Source organism: Paractinoplanes atraurantiacus (genome assembly GCF_900215205.1).
In the GTDB taxonomy this organism is placed as follows: Bacteria; Actinomycetota; Actinomycetes; order Mycobacteriales; family Micromonosporaceae; genus Actinoplanes; species Actinoplanes atraurantiacus.
Genome location: NZ_OBDY01000001.1, coordinates 1,224,831 through 1,245,635, shown reverse-complemented (window position 1 = coordinate 1,245,635; position 20,805 = coordinate 1,224,831). Strand labels below are relative to the sequence as shown.

General features: G+C 70.0%; 17 protein-coding genes. 7 read left to right on the top strand and 10 right to left on the bottom strand.

From position 1 onward, the window contains the following. Positions 1-105: 105 nt before the first annotated feature. Together CRP55_RS05975 and CRP55_RS05970 are read right to left on the bottom strand one after the other, a co-directional pair. Complete coding sequence (locus CRP55_RS05975; RefSeq protein ID WP_097318517.1) at positions 106-1,452, bottom strand: glutamine synthetase family protein; 1,347 nt, start codon at positions 1,450-1,452, stop codon at positions 106-108. A gap of 51 nt (positions 1,453-1,503) precedes the next feature. Further along, positions 1,504-3,027, bottom strand: a complete 1,524-nt coding sequence (locus CRP55_RS05970; protein ID WP_097318516.1) for an amino acid permease — start codon at positions 3,025-3,027, stop codon at positions 1,504-1,506. Positions 3,028-3,733: 706 nt separating this feature from the next. Between CRP55_RS05970 and CRP55_RS05965 the strand changes: the two genes are divergently transcribed. The 3 genes from CRP55_RS05965 (at position 3,734) to CRP55_RS05955 (ending at position 6,314) form a co-directional block, all read left to right on the top strand. After that, complete coding sequence (locus CRP55_RS05965) at positions 3,734-4,108, top strand: helix-turn-helix domain-containing protein (protein WP_097318515.1); 375 nt, start codon at positions 3,734-3,736, stop codon at positions 4,106-4,108. A 251-nt stretch (positions 4,109-4,359) separates the two neighbouring features. Then, a complete protein-coding gene (locus CRP55_RS05960; RefSeq protein WP_097318514.1) occupies positions 4,360-5,253 on the top strand; it encodes an ABC transporter ATP-binding protein in 894 nt (297 codons plus the stop codon). After that, entirely contained in the window at positions 5,253-6,314 is a 1,062-nt protein-coding gene (locus CRP55_RS05955; protein ID WP_097318513.1) for an ABC transporter permease, read from the top strand. Before CRP55_RS05960 ends, CRP55_RS05955 begins: the two co-directional genes overlap by 1 nt. Here CRP55_RS05955 and CRP55_RS05950 read toward each other — a convergent pair. From CRP55_RS05950 to CRP55_RS05940, 3 genes are read right to left on the bottom strand one after another with little or no spacing between them, the layout of a single operon-like run. Beyond that, positions 6,311-6,898 (bottom strand): TetR/AcrR family transcriptional regulator, encoded by a 588-nt coding sequence (locus CRP55_RS05950; protein WP_245922801.1) that lies wholly within the window; start codon positions 6,896-6,898, stop codon positions 6,311-6,313. The genes CRP55_RS05955 and CRP55_RS05950 overlap by 4 nt on opposite strands. Before the next feature lie 20 nt (positions 6,899-6,918). Then, the gene (locus CRP55_RS05945) at positions 6,919-9,063 is read right to left on the bottom strand and encodes a YhgE/Pip domain-containing protein (RefSeq protein WP_179855017.1); all 2,145 of its coding nucleotides are present in this window, start codon (positions 9,061-9,063) and stop codon (positions 6,919-6,921) included. Further along, the gene (locus tag CRP55_RS05940; RefSeq protein WP_097318512.1) at positions 9,060-9,641 is read right to left on the bottom strand and encodes an ABC transporter ATP-binding protein; all 582 of its coding nucleotides are present in this window, start codon (positions 9,639-9,641) and stop codon (positions 9,060-9,062) included. The genes CRP55_RS05945 and CRP55_RS05940 overlap by 4 nt, the downstream gene beginning before the upstream one ends. A 129-nt stretch (positions 9,642-9,770) precedes the next feature. Between CRP55_RS05940 and CRP55_RS05935 the strand changes: the two genes are divergently transcribed. After that, positions 9,771-10,736: an LLM class F420-dependent oxidoreductase gene (locus CRP55_RS05935; protein WP_245922846.1), complete on the top strand. Its 966-nt coding sequence runs from the start codon at positions 9,771-9,773 to the stop codon at positions 10,734-10,736. Here CRP55_RS05935 and CRP55_RS05930 read toward each other — a convergent pair. Beyond that, positions 10,733-11,572 carry a GNAT family N-acetyltransferase gene (locus CRP55_RS05930; protein ID WP_097318510.1) on the bottom strand — a complete coding sequence of 280 codons (840 nt, stop codon included), beginning with the start codon at positions 11,570-11,572 and terminating at the stop codon, positions 10,733-10,735. The two genes, CRP55_RS05935 and CRP55_RS05930, sit on opposite strands and share 4 nt — an antisense overlap. Before the next feature lie 124 nt (positions 11,573-11,696). Between CRP55_RS05930 and CRP55_RS05925 the strand changes: the two genes are divergently transcribed. After that, positions 11,697-12,296, top strand: coding sequence for a PadR family transcriptional regulator (locus CRP55_RS05925; protein WP_097318509.1), 600 nt, complete (start codon positions 11,697-11,699; stop codon positions 12,294-12,296). 199 nt (positions 12,297-12,495) lie between these two features. Here the strand turns inward: CRP55_RS05925 and ispG are convergent, their stop codons facing one another. The 3 genes from ispG to dxr are packed head-to-tail and all read right to left on the bottom strand — an operon-like array spanning position 12,496 to position 16,172. Continuing rightward, on the bottom strand, positions 12,496-13,668 hold the full coding sequence (gene ispG, locus CRP55_RS05920; RefSeq protein ID WP_097318508.1) for a flavodoxin-dependent (E)-4-hydroxy-3-methylbut-2-enyl-diphosphate synthase: 1,173 nt from the start codon (positions 13,666-13,668) through the stop codon (positions 12,496-12,498). Between the two features lie 6 nt (positions 13,669-13,674). Next, positions 13,675-14,955, bottom strand: coding sequence for a M50 family metallopeptidase (locus CRP55_RS05915; protein ID WP_097318507.1), 1,281 nt, complete (start codon positions 14,953-14,955; stop codon positions 13,675-13,677). Beyond that, positions 14,955-16,172, bottom strand: a complete 1,218-nt coding sequence (gene dxr / locus CRP55_RS05910; RefSeq protein WP_097318506.1) for a 1-deoxy-D-xylulose-5-phosphate reductoisomerase — start codon at positions 16,170-16,172, stop codon at positions 14,955-14,957. Before dxr ends, CRP55_RS05915 begins: the two co-directional genes overlap by 1 nt. A gap of 61 nt (positions 16,173-16,233) precedes the next feature. On the opposite strand from dxr, the gene CRP55_RS05905 reads away from it, so the two are divergent. Both CRP55_RS05905 and CRP55_RS05900 read left to right on the top strand, forming a co-directional pair. Next, positions 16,234-17,046, top strand: coding sequence for a YhjD/YihY/BrkB family envelope integrity protein (locus CRP55_RS05905; RefSeq protein WP_097318505.1), 813 nt, complete (start codon positions 16,234-16,236; stop codon positions 17,044-17,046). A 41-nt stretch (positions 17,047-17,087) separates the two neighbouring features. Next, complete coding sequence (locus CRP55_RS05900; protein ID WP_097318504.1) at positions 17,088-18,686, top strand: phytoene desaturase family protein; 1,599 nt, start codon at positions 17,088-17,090, stop codon at positions 18,684-18,686. Positions 18,687-19,130: 444 nt separating this feature from the next. Here the strand turns inward: CRP55_RS05900 and CRP55_RS05895 are convergent, their stop codons facing one another. Beyond that, positions 19,131-20,687 carry a Rieske 2Fe-2S domain-containing protein gene (locus CRP55_RS05895; protein WP_097318503.1) on the bottom strand — a complete coding sequence of 519 codons (1,557 nt, stop codon included), beginning with the start codon at positions 20,685-20,687 and terminating at the stop codon, positions 19,131-19,133. Positions 20,688-20,805 lie beyond the last annotated feature (118 nt).

The window sequence follows — 20,805 nt, the reverse complement described above, 5'->3', positions numbered from 1 at the left end:
GTGGGCCGGCGCCGGCCCTGTGGATAACCCGGCGGCTGTGGACAACGCGGCCGGGGCGCCCCGGGTGGCATAAGATCTGGGCCCGCCCCCTGGTGGGGCGGGGCCTCACATCCGCTCGAAACCGCGCCGCAATTCCCAGTCGGTGACGGCGGCGTCGAAGGCGGTCAACTCCACCTGGGCCATGTTCGCGTAATGCCCGACCACCTCCGCGCCGAACGCCTCCCGAGCCACCTCGCTGCCCAGCCACAACTGCTGGGCCTCCCGCAGCGTCGTCGGCACCCTCTCCGCCGCCACGTCCTCGTACGCGTTCCCCGGCGTCTCCGGCTCCAGTTCGAGCTCGTTCTCGATGCCGTGCAGCGCCCCCGCCACCAGCGCCGCGATCGCCAGGTACGGGTTGACGTCCCCACCCGGCACCCGGTTCTCCACCCGCATCCCTTGTCCGTGGCCGGCGATCCGCAGCGCGCACGTCCGGTTGTCGACGCCCCAGCGCAGCGCGGTCGGCGCGAACGAGCCGGGCTGGTAGCGCTTGTACGAGTTGATGTTCGGCGCGAACAACAGGCTGAACTCGCGCATCGTGGCCAGCAGCCCGGCCAGCACGCGCTGCCCGGTCTCGCTGAGGTGGGCCGGACCGTCGCCCAGCATCGCCGACTTGCCGTCGGAGCCACGCAGCGAGAAGTGGATGTGGCACGAGTTGCCCTCGCGCTCGTTCGGCTTGGCCATGAAGCTCAGCGACATGCCCTCCTGGGCGGCGATCTCCTTGGCGCCGTTCTTGTAGATCACGTGGTTGTCGGCGCAGGTGAGCGCGTCGGCGTAGCGGAACGCGATCTCGTGCTGGCCGAAGTTGCACTCGCCCTTGGCGCTCTCGGGCAGCAGCCCCGCCCCGTACATCTCGTTGCGAATGCGCCGCAGCAGCGGCTCCACCCGGGCCGTCCCCAGCAGCGAGTAGTCCACGTTGTACTGGTTCGCCGGGATCAGGTGGCGGTAGCCCTTGTCGAAGGCCTGCTCATAGCTGTCGCGATAAAGGACGAATTCCAGTTCGGTTCCGGCGTACGCCGTCAGGCCGTGCCCGGCGAGACGGTCAAGCTGCCGTTTGAGGATCTGCCGGGGTGACGCGTAGACCGGATCACCGCCGGTCGTCTCGAGGTCGGCGAGGACCATCGCCGTGCCCGGCTGCCACGGCACGGGCCGCAGGGTGGTGAAGTCGGGCTTCATCACGAAATCGCCGTAGCCGCTGTCCCAGGACGACGACTCGTACCCGTCCACGGTGTTCATGTCGACGTCCACCGCGAGCAGATAGTTGCAGCCCTCGCTGCCGCCGGTGGCGACCTCGTCCATGAAGTAGCGGCCGTGCAGGCGCTTGCCCTGCAACCGCCCCTGCATGTCGGTGAGGGCCAGCAGCACGGTGTCGATGCTGCCGTTGTCGACCGAGACGTCCAGTTCCTCGAGATCCATGCGGTTCTCCTCTTCGAGAGGCCGGGCGGTGAGACCGCCCGGCCCTTCAGATCATTCCGTGGGCATGGTCTGTTCGCCGTGTGCGGCTTTGTCGATCAGGTTCTGCTTCGGTCCGGTGAACCACTTGCGGGCGCTCGCGAACCACCAGATCGTGGCCAGGCCGAGGACGACGATCACGGCGAAGATCGTGTAGTTGAAGTTGGACGCCGTGATCGGGCTGGCCGTCGGCAGGACGAACAGGATGCAGATGATCACGACCCAGACGATCGCCAGCCAGCCGACGACCGCGCTCCACTTGCCGAGGTGCCACGGCCCCCGCTCGAAGTCGGGGTTGACCCGCCGCAGGAAGACCGGCACGACGTACGCGATGTAGAGGCCGATGACCGCGATCGAGGTGGCCGCCAGATAGGCGGTGGTGTTCCACAACGACGGCAGCACCAGCAGCGTGGAGCAGGTCACGCAGAGCCAGATCGAGTTGGTCGGCGTGCCCGTCCGGGGGTTGACCTTCTTCCACAGCCGCGAGCCCGGCAGAGCGCCGTCACGCGCGAAGGCGTACGACATCCGGGAGTTGGCGGTGACCGACGCCATGCCGCAGAACCACTGCGCGACCACGCAGATGAACAGCAGGAACGTGCCGGTGTCGTGGCCGACGGCGTCGATGAAGATCTGCGCCGGCGGCAGGCCGAGGTCGGTGCCGAGCGCGCCCTCGTAGTCCTGGATGGACCAGGTGATCGCGAAGAGCAGCACGAAACCGGCGATCACCGAGACCACCACGGACATCACGATGCCGCGCGGTGCGGCCCGGGCGGCGTCGTGCGTCTCCTCGGCCACGTGGGCCGAGGCGTCGTAGCCGGTGTACGTGTACTGGGCCATCAGCAGGCCGAGCAGCACCGCGTACACCCCGGCCCCGGCGAAGGTGAAGCCGGTGGAGTTGTGCACCTCGGTGAAGACCTCGGAGATCGGCTTGTGGTTGTCCGGCACGATGGCCAGCACGCCCACGATGACCGCGACGCCGACCAGGTGCCACCACGCGCTGACGTCGGAGAGCACCCGGACGAGGTTCACGCCGAACGTGTTCAGCAGGCCGTGCACGATGATGATGACCAGGAAGACCAGGAAGGTCCGCCCGGTGGTGACCTCCCAGTCGAAGGCCAGGCTGAGGAAGGCCGAGGTGGTGATGGCCGCGCCGAAGTCGATGGCGGCGGTGACGGCGACCTCGCCGAGGAAGTTGAACCAGCCGACGAACCAGGCCCATGCGGCCTTGTTGCGTTTGGCCAGCGCGGCCGCCCACCAGTACAGCGCGCCGGCGGTCGGATAGGCCGAGCAGACCTCGGCCATGGCCAGGGCCACGAAGGTCACCATGATGCCGACGAAGAGCCAGCCCAGGGTGATGGCGACCGGGCCACCGGCGTTCATGGCGATGCCGTACGACGTGATGGCGCCGGCCAGAATGGAGATGATCGAGAAAGAGACCGCGAAGTTCGAGAAGCCGGACAGTCGGCGGTGCAGCTCCTGCTGGTAGCCGAGTTGGGCGAGGCGTTCTTCGTCGGTGCTGGGTGCGGGGTTGACGCTCATGTGCGGCTCCCTTACCGAGGGGTTGCTGTGACCTGGGCCACGGCGTGCCGTGATGATCTCGCCGGACTGTTACGCGCGTCAATGATCAGCGTTAATTGCGTTGCTCCCGGCCCCGGCGCTCCCGCACACTCAGGACAGTTCAGGCATTCGCGAGTCCTCGGCAGACGTCGCGAACCATGGGGCGCACAGCGGCGCCCCGCTCCCGCGGCGGTGCGGGGCGCGGTCACCTCTCTCTCACACGGCATCGCCGTGCCCGGCGCCCGCTCCGCACCGCCGCACCTCACGTTCAGTACTCCGTGCGCTACCCTCCGCTGCCACATGTCTGACGATTTGTCCAAAAAATCTGTAGCCCCGGTACTAGAAATTCGCTGGTGATGGGCATAGTCTCTGTGGTGTCGGCCACGCACAGCCGACACGCAACTGGCAACCGACGCCCCTTCGGGCCTAGCTCGACGGGCTCAGTTGGAGAAGGAGGACGAGATACCGCAGCAACGCGTCATCACAACGTCCCCGACCCGACAAGAGGTGATCGCAGCCGATGCCCATCACTCAGGTGGCCCGCTAGCGGCACGCAAGCGGACGACCTCACTTGCCGACGACGGTCGGCATCAGAATTGAAAAGCCAGGGCCCCGGTTACCCGCCGGGGCCTTGGACTGTCTTCCCCCTCGCCCCACAAGGGCATCCCCCCTCGCCACGGAAGGCACGATGAACAACACGTCCTTCGACGACGCCGACTTCCCGGCGTACACGATGGGCCGCGCCGCTGACATGATCGGCGTGACGCCGGCCTTTCTCCGCAGCCTCGGCGCCGCCGGCCTGATCGAGCCCGAGCGCTCCCTCGGCGGCCACCGCCGCTACTCCCGCCACCAGCTCCAGCTGGCCACCCGCGTCCGCCAGCTCCTCGACGAGGGCATGCCGATCACCGCCGCCTGCCGCATCGTCAAGCTCGAGGACCGCCTGGCCGCCGCCCACCGCCGCATCCTCGACCTGGGCGGCACCCTCACCCCCGACGACGACGCCGACATCCCCACCCAGACCCACCCGGACATCGCAAAGACCCAGTACTACCGCGCCCCCTGACTTCCACCACCCACGCCGGCCCGACTTCCACTCACCCCACGAAAAGTGCGGGACCCATCGTCCCCACCCCTTCACCCGTGAGAGCGGCGGCCGCGCGGAACAGCCGACGCGGCCAGCCCTTCACGTGCCTCGGCGAACAGCGACTCGGTGAGGTCGAGGACCAGGACCGGCATCGCGACGTAGGTGAGCCATGCGGGGCTAACGGATCTTCGCGGGCAGCGGCCCAAGCTTGATCCACCTAGGCTGTGTGGATGACCAGCGTGCTCAACGTCGATGGCGTCAGCCGCGCGTTCGACGGCCGGCCAGTTCTCTCGAACATCTCGTTCCAGGTGGCAGGCGGTCGGATGACGGGCTTCGTCGGTGCCAACGGCGCCGGCAAGACGACCACCATGCGAATAATTCTCGGAGTGCTCGCGGCCGACAGCGGGGAGGTGCGCTGGCAGGGCGAACGGCTCAGCCGGGAGGTCCGGCAGCGGTTCGGATACATGCCGGAGGAACGCGGCCTCTACCCGAAGATGACCGTGTCCGAGCAGATCGTCTATCTCGGACGGTTGCACGGGCTGACCCGGGCCGCGGCCACCGAGAAGACGGCGAAGCTGCTCGACCGGCTCGGCCTGGGTGAGCGGGCCGGCGAGAAGCTGGAGAAGCTCTCGCTCGGCAACCAGCAGCGGGCGCAGGTGGCGGCCGCTCTGGTGCACGACCCGGAGATGCTGGTGCTCGACGAGCCGTTCTCCGGCCTCGACCCGCTGGCCGTCGACGTCGTCGTCGATGTGCTGCGCGAGCGGGCCACCAACGGCGTGCCGGTGCTGTTCTCCAGCCACCAGCTGGAGCTGGTCGAGCGGCTCTGCGACGACCTCGTCATCATCGCGGGCGGCACCATCCGCGCCGCCGGCGACCGGTCGCGGCTGCGGACGACCTACGCCCAGCCCCGCTTCCAGCTGCACGCCGACGCCGGCGTGGAGTGGGTGCGTGAGCGCCCGGGCGTCACGGTGGTCGAGCTCGACGGCACCCGCGCCGTCATCGATCTGGCCGATGGCGCCGACGACCAGGAGTTGCTGCGGGCGGCGCTCGACCGCGGGCCGGTGCGCTCGTTCGGGCCGGTCACCCCGTCGCTGGCCGAGATCTTCCGAGAGGTGATTCGCTGATGAGCACGTTGGCGGCGGCGCGCGTGGTGGCGGCCCGGGAGATCCGGGTCAAGCTGCGCGATCGTACGTTCCTGTTCAGCACCGTCTTCTTCCTGTTCATCGCGGTCGCCTCCACAGTGCTGCCGGCCGTGCTCGACGGCGGGCCGTCGTCGGTGGCCGTGGCCGACCAGGCGACCGCGGGCGTCCTCCAGCAGGCCGGTCTCGAGGTGCGCCAGGTTGCCGACGACGCGGCAGCCGAGCAACTGGTCCGCAGCGGCGACGTGGACGCGGCCGTCGTGGCCGGCCCGACGGTGCTGGCCATGGACGACAGCCCGGGCGAGGTGGTGCGGGCGCTCAGCACCGAGCCGCCGGTGCGGCTGCTCGATCCGAGCGACGTCGACCCGTTCCTCCAGTTCGCGGTGCCCTTCGCGATCGCCTTCGTCTTCTTCTTCACGTCGTTCCTGTTCGGGGTGCAGATCGCGCAGAGCGTCACCGAGGAGAAGCAGACCCGGATCGTCGAGATCCTGGTGGCCAGCGTGCCCACCCGGGCCCTGCTGGCCGGCAAGGTCACCGCGCTCACGCTGCTCGCGTTCGGCCAGGTGGCGCTGATCGCGATCGTGGCCGTGGTGGGCGCGCGGTTCGCCGGCGTCGACGCGAACGTGCTGTCGCTGCTGGAGCCGACGATCGGCTGGTTCCTGGTGTTCTTCGTCTTCGGCTTCGTCATGCTGGCCACGCTCTGGGCCGGCGTGGGCGCGCTCTCGGCCCGGCAGGAGGACATCAGCGGCGCCTCGGCCCCGGTGCAGATGCTGGTGATGATCCCGTTCTTCGCCACCATCTTCCTGATCGACAACGACGCGGCGATGCGCGTCCTGTCGTACATCCCGTTCTCGGCGCCGGTGGCCATGCCGGTCCGGCTGTTCATCTCGGACGTGGCGGCCTGGGAGCCCGTGGTCTCGCTGCTGATCCTCGCCGCGACCGCGGTGGCCCTGCTGGCCGTTGGTGCCCGCATCTACGAGGGTTCGCTGCTGCGCACCAACGGCCGCACGTCGCTGGCCACGGCCTGGAAGTCGAAGGCGGCTTAACCGACGCGGCGGACAATGGCCAGGAGCGATTCCTGGACGTCCTCGATCGGGCGCTCGGGCATGAAGACCAGCCAGTCGACGGCGACGACGAGGCCGACGCCGAACAGGGCCGACGACGCGACCCGCACGTCGAGCTCGGCCGGCAGGTCGCCGGAGCCGACGCCCGCCTGCAGGGTCTCGGCGATCACCCCGATCGCCTGCTCGCGCAGCAGGACCAGGGTCTGCTGCCACTCGCGGTTGGTGCGCCACATCTCGGAGAGCAGCAGCTGGGCGAAGGCGCGGTAGCGCCGGATGTACTCCAGCTGGCTGCGGACGAGAGCGGCCACCGCCTCGCGGGGTGGCAGGCCCTCCACGGCCGCCCGGAACTCCGCGGTGAGCAGCCCCACGCCGTACCGCAGAAGCTCCTCGAAAAGATCGGTCTTGCTTTTGAAGTTGTAGTAGACCGTGCCCTTGGCCACGCCGGCCCGCAGCGCGATGTCGTCGACCGTCGTGGCCGAGAAGCCCTGCTCGGCGATGAGCTCGACGGCCGCCTCGAAGAGACGTTGCCGGGTGTCCTCCCGGCGCCGTGTCCGCCCGTCCGCCACCACAGCCCCCTCACAGGACATCACAGCACGAGTTCCGGGTGGAGGTCCGAGCTGGTCATCCGCCGGCCGCGCCGGGCGGCCAGCCAGGTCAGTGTGACGGCTGCTGTTCCGTACGCCATCAGCACCAAAATGCCCTGGATGACGGTACCCCACGGGCCGCCGTCGACCGCGTGGCGAGCCGCCCCCACCACGTACGTCATGGGTAGCAGGGGGTGAATCGCCTGGAAGAAGCCCGGCGAGGTCTGTACGGGGTACGTGCCGCCGGACGAGGTGAGCTGGAGCATGAGCAGCGCGAGGGCCAGGATGCGGCCGGGCGCGCCGAAGACCGCGCCCAGCATCTGGATGATCGCGGCGAACACCGCGGCGGTCAGCAGGAGCAGTCCCCAGGTGGCCATCGGGTGGACCGGGTCGAGGCCGAGCCCGAAGTGCACCACGGCGAACAGGATCGTCGCCTGCACGAGCCCGATCGCCACCGCCGGCAGCAGGCCGGCGAACACCACGCGCAGGGTCGGCGTCCTCGCCATCAGGTAGCGCCGGTTCAGCGGCTTCAGCACGAAGAACGTGATCATCGCGCCGACCCAGAGGGCCAGGGCCAGGAAGTACGGGGCGAAGCCCACCCCATAGGTGGCGGCCGGATGGCGGACCGTGCGGTCAAGCGAGACGGGGTCGGCCAGCACGCCCGCGCGGTCGCTGGTGTCTTGCCCGTACCCCGGAATCTGTTGGGCACCGTCGGTCAGCCCGGCGGCGAGCTGCCCGGCGCCGGCCTGGAGGTCGCCGAGGCCGTCGGCGAGCTTGTGGCCGCCGGAGGAGAGTGTGGTGAGCCCGCCGCTGAGCTGCCGGGCGCCGTCGGAGAGCCGGTAGATGCCGTTCTTCAGGTCGGCGGCGCCCTGTTCGGCCTGGTCGGTGCCGGTGCTCAGCTTCCTGGCCCCGGTGGCGAGACTGTCGAGGCCGGTGGCGAGCTGGTCGACCTTCGCGCGGGCGTTCCGCACGTCGTCGGCCAGGTGGGGCGCGGCGGCGGCGATCTGCCGTGCGGTGGCGGCGGTCTGCTTCAGGTCGGCCCGCAGGGCGTCGAGGTCGGCGCTGTCCACTGTGCTCTGTACCTTCTGGGCCGCCGAGACCAGCTGAGCGGCGAGGGCCTTGGCCTCGGACAGCCCTTCGGTGCCGGCGGGCAGGGTGTTCAGATAGCGCTGGAGCTGTTCGGCGTTGTCGACGGCCTGATCCGCGGCGGTGTCGATGGTCGTGATGTTGGCCGCGAGGGTGTCGGCGCCGCGGGCCACGAGGGTCGCCGCCGTCTGGAGGCGCTCGGCGTTCTCGCGCAGCAGGGGCTCGGCCTTGTCGGCGGCGGCGTCCACAGCGGACGCCAGCTGACGGCCACCGCTCGCCGCCCGCGCGGTGCCGGTGGCGAGCTGGTCGGCGCCCGCGCTGAGCTGGGCCAGGCCGTCGGCGAGGTCGCCGGCGCCACCGGCGGCCGTGCCGAGGCCGTTGCTCAGGGTCTTCGCGCCGCTCTCGGCGTCGTCGATGCCGCCGGACAGCCGGTTCGCGCCGGAGCGGGCCGACTTCGCGCCGTCGTCGAGCTTGTGGGCGCCGTCGGCCGCCTTCTGAGTCTGGGTCTTGAGGTCGGTGAAGCCGATCAGCATCTTGTCGTAGTAGCCGGCCGAGGCGCTGTCCGAGGCCGCCGCCTGCACCTCCTGGAAGGCCGAGCGGGCGAAGACGCCGGAGAGGTAGTTGTTGGCGTCGTCGCTGACGGCGACGAGCTGGGCCGCCTTGGGGGCGACGCCGGCATCGGGCGGGGTGACCAGGTCGGCCGAGAAGTCGGCCGGGATGCGCAGCAATAGTTGGTACTCGCCGTCGGTCAGGCCCTTCTCGGCGCCGGCCTCGTCGGTCACGTGCCAGTCGAAGACCTGCCGGTCCTGAAGCTTCTGGGCCAGATCCTGCCCGGCGTGCAGCTTGGTGCCGTCCTGGGCGGTGGCGGCGCGGTCCTCGACGACGAGCGCGGCCGGGATGTGGTTGAGGCGCCCGTACGGATCCCAGAACGCGTACAGATAGAGCGCGCCGTAGAGCAGCGGGATGACCGCGATGACGACCAGGGCCGCGGTGGTGAGGCGGCCGCGCAGGAAGCGGCGGATCTCCAGACCGGCCAGCGACAAAGTGGACAGGCCCCTCATCGCTCCTCCTCACCCAGCCGGATCACGGTGGCGACCCGCTCCGGGTCGATTTCGCGGGCGGTCACGAGCACGGCCGTACCGCTCGCGGCGATCTCGTCCAGCAGCTCCCAGAGGTCCTCGCGCTCCCGCCGGTCGAGCCCGTCGTCCACCCCGTCCAGCGCGATCACCGCCGGCTCTTCGAGACGAGCCAAGACCAGGCCCAAGATCTGTTTCTCGTACGGGGTGAGGTCGCGTCCCTGCTTCTCCGCGTCGAGCCCGAGCAGGGGCACTCCGGTGGCCGCGGACCTCGATCGCCCGAGCAGTGCCAGCCGTTCCCGCACGTGCTCAGTGACGGTGAAGACAGGTTCGGGCCCCTCGACCTCGGGCACGTAGCCGAGCGAGGCGGTGCCGGTGAGCTCGACCGTCCCGGCGCTGAGCCGGAACCGCCTCGCCAGCGCGAGCAGCGCGGTGGTGCGCCCGCTGCCCGGAGGCCCGACCACCGCGACCAGCTCACCAGGCTCGACGTCGACGTCGAGGTCCTGGAAGAGCCAGCGGCGCCGGTGGCGGACGCCCGCCCCGCGCGCGGTGACAACCGACATGTCCGGCCTCCATTTAAACTGACTGGTCAGTTCAAAAACATACCCGCGTGTTTGCCGGGATCCGTCACAAGTGATGGACCTCACGGGTGGGCCCACGGCAGGATCGTGGTCATGTCGACGCGATGGGGCATGACCGTTCCGCTGGCCGGGGTACCGCTCGCCGATCACGCCGCCGTCTACGCGGCCCTCGAGGAGGCCGGCTTCACCGACGTGTGGAGCTCCGAGGTGAACGGCTCCGACGCCTTCACCCCGCTCACCCTCGCCGCCGCCTGGGCCCCCTCGTTCGGCCTCGGCACGGCCATCGCGCCCGTCTTCACCCGCGGGCCCGGCCTGCTCGCGATGACCGCGGCCGCCCTGGCCGAGACCGCGCCCGGCCGCTTCCAGCTCGGCATCGGGGCGTCCTCGCCCGTGGTGGTCGGCGACTGGAACGCGGCCGACTTCACCGAGCCGTACGCCCGCAGCCGCGACATGCTGCGCTTCCTGCGCGCCGCCCTGGCCGGCGAGGTGGTCGACGGCGACTTCGACACCTTCTCGGTGCGCCGCTTCCGCCTCGAGCGCCCGCCGGCGACGCCGCCTCAGATCCTGCTGGCCGCGCTGCGCCCCGGCATGCTGCGCCTGGCCGCGGCCGAGGCCGACGGCGTCATCCTCAACTGGCTCTCACCGGGCGACGTCCCGACCGCGCTGGCCGAGGTCAAGGGCGCCGCCGCCGGCTTCGAGGTGGCCGCGCGCATCTTCGTCTGCCCGACCGACGACGCCGCGTACGCCCGCACGGTCGGCCGCCGCATGATCACGTCGTATCTGACGGTGCCGGCCTACGCCGCCTTCCACCGCTGGCTCGGCCGCGACGAGATCCTCAGGCCGATGTGGGACGCGTGGGCGGCCGGCGACCGCAAGGGCGCCCTGGCCGCCATCCCGGACGAAGTGGTCGACGACCTGATCGTGCACGGCACCCCGGCTCAGTGCCGGGCCCGGGTCGAGGCCTACGCCGCGGCCGGCATCACCGTCCCGGTGATGGCCCTGCTGCCCACCCCGGCCCTGAACTCGGGCGACTTCCCCACCATCCGCGGGGTGCTGACCGATCTGGGCCGGGCCTAGAACAACACGGTCGCGAAACTGCCGGCCGAGACGAAACCGGTCCGCGCGTAGACGCGGCGGGCCGGCGCGTTGTAGTCGTTCACGTAAAGACTCACCGTGGGCGCCACCCGCCGCAGCGCGTCGCGGACGACGGCGGCCATGGCGGGGGCGGCCAGGCCCCGGCCTCGGTATTCCGGGTCGACCCATACGCCCTGCACCTGGGTCGTGCGCCGGGTGACGATGGCCAGCTCGGCCTTGAAGATGACCCGGTCGCCGACGAAGCGCGCGTACGCCCGCTTGCCCTTGACCAGCTCCGCGATGCGCCGCCGATAGCCGCGGCCGCCGTCGTCGAGCAGCGGCGAGACGCCGACCTCCTCGGTGTACATGGACACGGCGGCCGGGAAGAGCTGGTCGACCTCGCCCGGCCGGACCAGGCGCACCTCGGGGTCGGGCGGCACCACCGGGTCGCGGTCGGCGACCAGCAGCGGCTGGTCGGGGCGCACCTCGCGTGCCTTGCCCCAGTGGCCGCCGAGCCGGTCCCACAGGTCGAGGACCTGCTCGGAGCGGCCGATGATGGACGAACAGATGCGCGGCTCGGCCCCCAGCATGTCGGCGAACGCGGCGGTCGCGGGCGGGGTGGCGCAGAGCGGCACCAGATGGGCGCCCGACCAGATGATGGACTCGACGCGGCGGCCGGGCCCATACCCGAAGATCCGCCCGTCGGAGCGCCACCAGTTCAGGCCGTGCGCCGCCACCCGCTCGGCGATCTGGGCGCCGGCGTAGGGGTCGCGGTCGAGGATCTTCTCGACCGCCGCGCGCTCGGACTCACCGAGCTGGCGAATCGGCACCGTCAGCACAGGTATCACATTGCCAGATCCACCCCGGCCCACACCCGTCGCAACCCCCTCCTTCGAAGAAACCCTTGTCGCCGATGCGTTGCCGATATATCGTCTAACTATCGACAACAGATCGGAGAAGGTCATGAGGTACACCCACGAAGGTCCCCACGGACGCCGCCACCGCGGCGGCTTCGGCTTCCCGGGCGGTTTCCCGTTCGGCGGTGGCGGTCCCGACTTCGGCGGCTTCGGCCCCGGCGGCCCGTTCGGTGGCCCCGGCGGTCGCGGTCAGCGCCGCGGCGGCCGCGGTCAGCGCCTCAACGTCCGCCCGGCCGTGCTGGCGCTGCTTCTGGAGCGGCCGATGCACGGCTACGAGATGATCCAGGAGCTCGACTCCCGCACGAACGGCATCTGGCGCCCGAGCCCCGGCTCGGTCTACCCGACGCTGCAACTGCTCGAGGACGAGGGCCTCATCGAGGCCGAGGCGAACGGTGGGCGCAAGAGCTACCACCTGACCGCCGACGGCCGTCCCGAGGCCGAGGCAGCCGCGGAGAACCCGCCGTGGGCCCGCATCGGCGACGACACCATGTCGCAGGTGCAGGACTTCCGCGACGCCGCCGCCGGCATCCTGGGCGCCCTGAAGCAGGTCGGTTTCTCCGGCACCGACGAGCAGCGCCAGAAGGCGCTCGAGGTGCTGAACGAGACCAAGCGCAAGCTGTACGCCATCCTCGCCGACAGCGAGTAGGCCGTGCGGCCGACCGGAGTTCCCGGCCGACGGCCGAACACCGGGGAAGGCGTACAGCCTTTTCCGTTCCTCCTAGCCACCCCGCCCACGCCGACGAACTGGGTGCACCTCTTCCGGCACCTCTCGTCCGCGCGCTCACCGAACCCTGAAACGCGACAGGCCCCGCCGAAACGGCGGGGCCTGTCGTTCGTGGCGCGCGTCAGTGCACGGTCACCCGGGGGCCGGGGACCAGGTCGCGGAGCTCCTCGGGGAGGTCGGCGCCCATCTCGTCGGCCAGGCGCAGGGCCTCTTCGACCAGGGTCTCGACGATGATCGACTCGGGGACCGTCTTGATGACCTGGCCCTTGACGAAGATCTGGCCCTTGCCGTTGCCGGAGGCCACACCCAGGTCGGCCTCGCGGGCCTCGCCGGGGCCGTTGACGACGCAGCCCATGACGGCCACCCGCAGCGGGACCGGGAAGCCGTCGAGGGCCGCCGTCACCTGCTCGGCCAGGGTGTAGACGTCGACCTGGGCCCGGCCGCAGCTCGGGCAGGAGACGATCTCGAGGCCGCGCTCGCGCAGGCCCAGCGACTCGAGGATCGCCTGGCCGACCTTGATCTCCTCGACCGGCGGGGCCGACAGCGACACCCGGATGGTGTCGCCGATGCCCTCGGCCAGCAGCGCGCCGAAGGCGACCGAGCTCTTGATCGTGCCCTGGAAGGCGGGGCCGGCCTCGGTGACGCCGAGGTGCAGCGGGTAGTCGCACTGCTCGGCGAGCTGCCGGTAGGCGCGGATCATGACGACCGGGTCGTTGTGCTTGACCGAGATCTTGATGTCGCGGAAGCCGTGCTCCTCGAAGAGCGAGCACTCCCACAGCGCCGACTCGACCAGCGCCTCGGCGGTGGCCTTGCCGTATTTCTCCAGCAGGCGCTTGTCGAGCGAGCCCGCGTTCACGCCGATGCGGATCGGGATGCCGGCGTCGGAGGCCGCCCGGGCGATCTCTTTCACCTTGTCGTCGAACTGGCGGATGTTGCCCGGGTTGACCCGGACCGCCGCGCAGCCGGCGTCGATCGCCGCGAAGACGTATTTCGGCTGGAAGTGGATGTCAGCGATCACCGGGATGCCGGATTTCTTGGCGATCGCGGGCAGCGCCTCGACGTCGTCCTGCGACGGCACGGCGACCCGGACGATCTGACAGCCGGCGGCGGTCAGCTCGGCGATCTGCTGAAGGGTCTTGTTGACGTCGGCCGTGAGCGTGGTCGTCATCGACTGCACACTGACCGGCGCGCCGCCACCCACCGGCACGTTGCCGACCATGATCTGGCGGCTCTTGCGGCGGGGAGCCAGCGGCGGAGGGGGCACTGCCGGCATTCCGAGACTGATGGCGGTCACTTCACATCACCTGTTGAAGATCGTGATCGGGTTGACGATGTCGGCGGTGACGGTCAGCAGGGTGAACGCACCACCGATCAAGATGACTGCGTACGTGACAGGCATCAGTTTGTAGTAGTCGACGCGGCCCGGGTCGGGCTTCTTGAGGCGGGCGTAGAGCCAGGAGCGCACCCGCTCGTACCAGGCGATGGCGATGTGCCCGCCGTCGAGCGGGAGCAGCGGCAGCAGGTTGAAGATGCCGATGAACACGTTGAGCGAGATGAAGATCGTGAGGAACAGCTGCGGCACGCCGTTGGCCAGGGCCTCGCCGCCGAGCCGGCTGGCGCCGACCACGCTGATCGGGGTGTTCGGGTCGCGCTCGTCGCCGGTGATCGAGTGCCACAGGGCGGGGATCTTGTCGGGGATCCGCTTCATCGCCTCGAACGTGTTCTCGACCAGGTACCAGCTGTAGTCGAAGGTCGCGGGCACGGCCGAGGCCACGTTGTATTTGATGATGCCCGGGATGCTCGGGTCGTCCCAGCCGATGGCCGCGATCGACACGGTGGTGGTCTTGGCGTCGTCGCTCTCGTCGGTGATCGCCGCGCGCTCGGCACTGACCAGGTTGACCTCGGCCTTGCCGGGGACGCCGTCGCGGGAGTACTCGAAGGCGACCTTGCCGGCCGGCAGCGAGCGGATCTTGTTGACCAGGTCGCCGTACGTGGTGATCGGCGTGCCGCCGACGTTGGTGATCAGGTCGCCGTCGCGGATGCCGGCCGCGTAGGCCGGGCCGGCGATGGCGCCGTTCACACCGGGCTTGCAGTTGTCGGCCGTGGCCCCGGCCGGAGCCGTGCCCGCCCAGACGCAGGCCGGCGCGTCGATGACAGGCCGTTCCTTGAGCTGGAGGGCGGTGGTCGTCGGGTACGACGTGTTCTGCAGGCCGAACGTGAACGCGGCGATCCAGGTGGCCACGATGGCCAGCAGGAAGTGGGTGATCGAGCCAGCGGACATCACGATCGTCCGCTTCCAGACCGGGAACCGCCACATGGCGCGCGGCTGGTCCTCGGGGGCGACGTCGTCGTCCTGCGGCGTCATGCCGACGATCTTGCAGAAGCCGCCGAGCGGGATCGCCTTGAGGCCGTACTCCGTCTCACCTCGCCGGAACGAGAAGACAGTGGGGCCGAAACCCACGAAGTACCGGGTCACCTTCATGCCGAATCGCTTGGCAGTGATCATGTGACCGGCCTCGTGGAGGCTCACCGAGATCAGGATGGCCAGCGCGAACGCGGCGACACCCAGCCAGTACAGCATCAAGCTCCTTTTGCCGCAGTATCAAGCCTGGCGATCACGTCATGTGCCTGGGCGCGCGCCCAATTCTCGGCGGCGAGCACTTCCTCGACGGTACCCGGCTCGGCAAAATCCGGGGCCGTCGCGAGCACCTCCGCGAGCGTGTCGACGATGCCCAGAAAAGGTAGCCGACCGGCGACGAAAGCGGCCACACACTCCTCGTTGGCCGCGTTGTAGATGGCCGGGCGGCAGCGCCCCTCGCGGCCGGCCTGCTTGGCCAGCCGGACGGCCGGGAACGCCTCCTCGTCGAGCGGGCGGAACTCCCAGTTGTGGGCCTGGCTCCAGTCGACGGCAGCGGCCGCGCCCGGCACCCGCTCGGGCCAGGCCAGGGCCAGCGCGATCGGCAGCCGCATGTCGGGCGGGCTGGCCTGGGCCAGCGTCGACCCGTCGGTGAACTCGACCATCGAGTGGATCACCGACTGCGGGTGGACCATGACCTCGATGTCGTCGTACGGCACGGCGAACAGCTCGTGCGCCTCGATCACCTCGAGCGCCTTGTTGACCATCGTGGCCGAGTTGATCGTCACGACCGGGCCCATGTCCCAGGTCGGATGTTTCAGCGCTTCCTCAGGTGTGACATTCGTCAGCTCCTCGCGGCGGCGGCCGCGGAACGCTCCCCCGCTGGCGGTCAGTACGAGCCGGCGCACCTCTTCGCGGCTGCCGCCGCGCAGGCACTGCGCGAGCGCCGAATGCTCCGAGTCGACCGGGACGATCTGGCCCGGCTTGGCGATGCGGCGGACCAGCGGGCCCCCGGCGACCAGTGACTCCTTGTTGGCCAGGGCGAGCACCCGGCCCGACTCGAGGGCGGCCAGGGTCGGTGCCAGGCCGAGGCTGCCGACCACGCCGTTGAGCACGACGTCGCACGGCCAGCGGGCGAGCTCGGTCATCGCGTCGGGACCGGCCACGATCTTGGGCAGCTTGAAGTCGCCGGTGGCCCAGCCACGCCGCTGCGCCTCGGCGTAGAAGGCGAGCTGGAGATCCTGGACGACCGAGGAGCGGGCCACGCCGACCACGTCGACGCCCAGCTCGAGGGCCTGGGCGGCGAGCAGCGCGACGTTGCCGCCGCCGGCGCCGAGGGCGACCACCCGGAACCGGCCGGGGTTGCGCCGCACGATGTCGATGGCCTGAGTGCCGATGGATCCGGTCGAGCCGAGCAGGACTAGGTCGCGCATGCCGCCCATCTTCCCGGATCGCCGGAGATCGCTCGCGTCGGCCTGTGGATAACTGGGTACGTCCCTGTGCATGCCCCAGTGGTTGATCTCCCTCTTTCGGCCATTGAAGGGGCGTGACCTCGCGTTGCACGCCGCCGCGGTCACCTTTTACGCCGGAATCGCGGTGGTTCCGATCGCTTTGCTGGCCATCTGGGTCACCGGCTTGATCGCGGGGGCCGATCGGGTACGCCGTCTCACCGGCCACACGATCAACGCGCTGCCGAGCGAGATCGGCGCGCCGCGGGCCCTCTCCGCCCTGATCGACGCCGGGCTGCACCTGACGCCGTGGTTCGCGCTCGCCAGCCTGCTGCCGGCCACCTTCTACGGCGAAGGGCTGCGCCGGGCCTTCGTCTCGTTGCGAGCGCCCGGCAGCGAACCTCTCGTCGGCTGGCGGGGACGCCTGCTGTGGCTGCCGATCCTGGCCGCCGCCCCGGCCCTGCTGCTGGCGATGTTCCTGGCCCTGCCGTCGACCAGCGGGCTCTGGGTGCGCGGCGGCTGGTACTCCGTACTGGGCGTGGTCTTGTCGTTCCTGGCCTGCTGGCTGCTGCTCACGCCGGTGGTGATCTGGGTCTACCGGTACGTGGCCCCGGGCCGTCCCCGATGGCTGTCGACCATCCTCATCGGGTCCTTCACCGCGGCCAACCTGTCCGGCTTTCTGCACGGCTTCGTGCTGTTCTGTTCCCTGCCGCTCGACCTGGGCGCGCCCTTCGGCGGGTTCGACGCGATCGGCGGAACGATCGCCGTGGGGCTCTGGCTGTATCTGTTCCATGTGATTGTGCTCGCCGGATATGCGGCCACACGGAGTGCCAGCCTGTATCAGACCGCCAGATTTCGCGCCGATTAGCGGAGTGATCTTCACATAACAGCGCGCTACGCTCCCAAGCCATGACCACTCTCCCCCTGCGCTCCGACGTGGTGATCATCGGAGCGGGCCACAACGGCCTCGTCTCCGCGATCCTGCTGGCGCGTGCCGGCCTGAGCGTCACCGTGCTCGAGGCGGCGAACGTGATCGGCGGTGCCACGCGCACCGAGCGGCCCTTCCCGGCCGCACCCGGTTTGGGTCAGTCCACCGGTTCCTACCTGCTCGGGCTGATGCCGCCCGAGCTGCTGCGCACTCTCGACGTCGACATCCCCGTGTTGCGCCGAGACCCGCACTACTTCCTCCCCACGCCCGGGCCGGCCGGCTCGCCCCATCTGCTGTTCGGGCGTGACCAGGCGGCCACCCGGGCCCAGCTCGAGCGCTTCTTCTCGCGCCGCGACGTCGCGGCCGACGAGCAGCTCGCCGTCGAGATCGCGGCGCTGCGGTCCGACCTGGCCCCGGCGTGGCTCGAGGAGCCGGGCACGGTCGAGGAGATCGCCGACCGGCACATCCGGCCCCAGCTTCAGAGCACATTCGTTGATCTCGTACGGGGTTCGGTCGCCGACTATCTGGCCCGGTTCGGCTTCAAGAGCGAACTGCTGATGAGCATGTACGCGGTGACCGACGGGCTGTCCGGCCTGAACGCGGGCCCCGACGACCCCGGCACCGGCCACAACTTCCTGGTGCACAACATGTGCCGCCTGCCCGGCTCGGACGGCACCTGGATGATCGCCGAGGGCGGCATGGGCACGGTGTCGCGCGTCTTCGCCGACGCCGCGCGGGCCGCCGGGGCGCAGATCCTCACTGATGCCCCGGTGGCCTCGGTGACCGTCGACGGCGGGGCCGCGAGCGGCGTCGTGCTGGCCGACGGCCGCTCGATCGCGGCCCGGGTCGTGCTCGGCAGCTGCGACCCGTACCGCCTGATCGACCTGGTGCCCTCGGGCACCCTGCCCTCGTCGCTGACCGACCACATGGCCTCAGTCCGCAAGACGGGCACCACCCTGAAGATCAATATGGCGCTGCGGGGCCTGCCCCGGTTCTCGTGCCTCCCGGCCGGCAGCCCGTCGCCGTTCGGCTCCACCATCCACCTGCTGCCCGGCTCGGCCGGCCTGGCCGGCGTCCCCGGCACCGACTCACCGATGGCCGCGCTGCGCGCCATGTGGGCCGACGTCCAGGCCGGGCGGCTCCCCGAAGAGCCGACGATCGAGTGGTACCTGCACACGACGGTCGACCCGTCGCTGCGCGACGCCGAGGGCCACCACTCGTCGGCGCTGTTCGTGCAGTCGGTGCCCTACCAGCCGGCCGGCTCGACCTGGGAGGCCGAGCTGCCGGGCTACGTCGACAAGATGCTGGACATCGCCGAGCGGTACGCGCCCGGCACCCGCGACCTGGTCGTCGACACGATGCCGCTGACCCCGCCCGGCATCGAGGAGCACTTCGGCATCACCGGCGGCCACATCCACCACGTGGACAACACGGTCGCCTTCAACGAGCGCATGCCGTACTTCACCGGCCTCGACGGCCTGTACGCGGGCTCGGCCGGCACCCACCCGGCCGGCAGCGTCATCGGCGCCGCCGGCCACAACGTGGCCAAGCGCATCCTGAAGGACCTGGGCGTCGCCTAGCGCCACCGCCCACACCGCGGCCCCGCCTCCCCACGAGACGGGGCCGCCCAGGCCTGTTGAGCTGATCAGCCGGGAGGCCCCGCCCCCTGATACCTGTCCATGCGCGTCTTCCGGCACGGTTCGGTCCAACGCTGCGACCGGCCGGCCGCGACGACCAGGGCCGGCGCGGCCGCTATCGAGGTCGCCGCGCCCCGCGAGGCTGGGCGGTCGTGGCCACGAACCGGTCGACGAGGGTGCCAGGGCGCCGGGCCGGTGAAGTCCCGGGCGGCTGGTGAGTCGGGGCTCGCGCCTCGGGCCGGGAGGTGGCTTTGGCTCTCGAGGGTGACCACTTACGCACGTCGCTCGGGTGGGGTGAGCGCTCTGGGCGCGCAGCGACCAGCTCGCCCCGCCCGAGCCCTCGGCGGGAGCAGCGGTCTGTACGCCCCACCCCGCTACGACATCGATTTATTCGGCGTTTTTCGTCGCCCGGATCTTGTGACCGACACTCGTGAGGCACCGGCCGCTGGGGAGGTCGAATTTCCAGCCGTGCAGCTGGCACGTGAGGACGTTTCCGTCCACCATGCCGAAGCGGCTGAGGTCGGCCTTGAGATGCGGGCAGCGCCGCTGGACGGTCCAGTCGCCGAATTGCGTGTCCTCGGCCTCGACGGCCTTCTCGTGCTCGTCGTACCAGCCCTCGGCGTATTGCAGGCGCTCCTCGGAGAGGCACTTGAAGAACGCGTAGACGAATTCGTTGTACTGCCCGATGCGCGCGGCGGAGAAGCGGCAGCTCAGGAACAGCGAGTTGACCCAGTCACCCTCGTCGATGTGAATGAGGTGCTCGACCAGGGCGCGGCCGGTCTTGAAGCGGTAGCGGACCTTTTCGTCGGCGTACGGGCGGACCTGCTTGCCGGGGAAGTCGACGACGATCGACTCGAGGATCTCGCCGGTCGGGCCGAAGCTGTCGGTGAAGTCGAAACGGACCGGGCCGCCGACGCCCTGCGCCATGTAGATGGACTCTTCGAGCAGGGGCTCGATGCGCTTCTTGAGCTCACCCAGCACGTCGATCTCGGGGTGGCGCCAGGACGCTTTCTCGGCCTCGATGATCGGGGCCTTGCGCTCGCGCATCTCCTCGAGGTGCTGCTTCTTGTTGGCGAAGAACTCGTCGACCGGGACCGGATGCGTTGTGGTGGCCCCCTTTTCGGACATTTCCGTCACGGAACCCGGGAGCAGGACGATGCCGTTCGTGCCGCCGACCTTGGCGTACTCGGTCATGAAGACCGACTGGTCGGGGAAGATGTTGCCCTCGTCACCGAAGATGTCGTTGAACTGGTAGAGCTCGTCGTCGAGGAAGCAGGGCGGGCCGGCGATCGGGAAGACGTGGTCGGCCTTCAGGTCGTCGATGTAGCGCCAGGTGCGGTCGAACTGGCGGTCGCGCTTCTGCTTGCCGAACGCGGTCTTGGCGGCGTCGGGCAGCTCGTAGACCATCGGGTACCAGATCGCGCCGGAGAACTGGAGCATGTGCGCGTGCACGTGACCGAGCTCGGCGAAGCGGCTCAGGTCGGAGGGGCGGGCGTCGTTCTGGTTGAGCACCCGGATGCCGTCGTGCTCGACCCACAGCGAGGAGTCGCCGATCGGGCCGTCGGTCGGGCTGATCAGCGCCTGGATCATGATCTTCAGGCCGCCGTCGAGCTCGTGCACCTCGTCCGACTTGGTCCGCAGGAAGCTGGTGAAGCCCAGCTCGCGCAGCTCGTCCTCGAGCTGGCTGGTCGGATATTCCGGCAGCAGCACCGTCGCCTTTTTGTTGATGTAGCGCTTGAGGTGCTTGGCGTCGAAGTGGTCGCGGTGCAGGTGCGACACGTAGAGGTAGTCGACGTCGCCCAGGGTCTCCCAGTCGAGCTGCGAGTTGTCCGGGAATGGGAACCATGATGCGAAAAATGCGGGATTGACCCACGGATCGCACAGAATGCTGCCGGCGGCGGTGTCGATCCGCATGCTCGCGTGCCCAGTGCCCGTGATCCGCACCGTTTAACTCCCTCGATCCAAGAACCCGACCGCATCGAAGGTACCGGGTCCGGGTTGGTGGTCCGCGCGCGGAGCCGCCGTGCGAGACTGATCAGGGATGAGAACGCCTTCGAGGAAG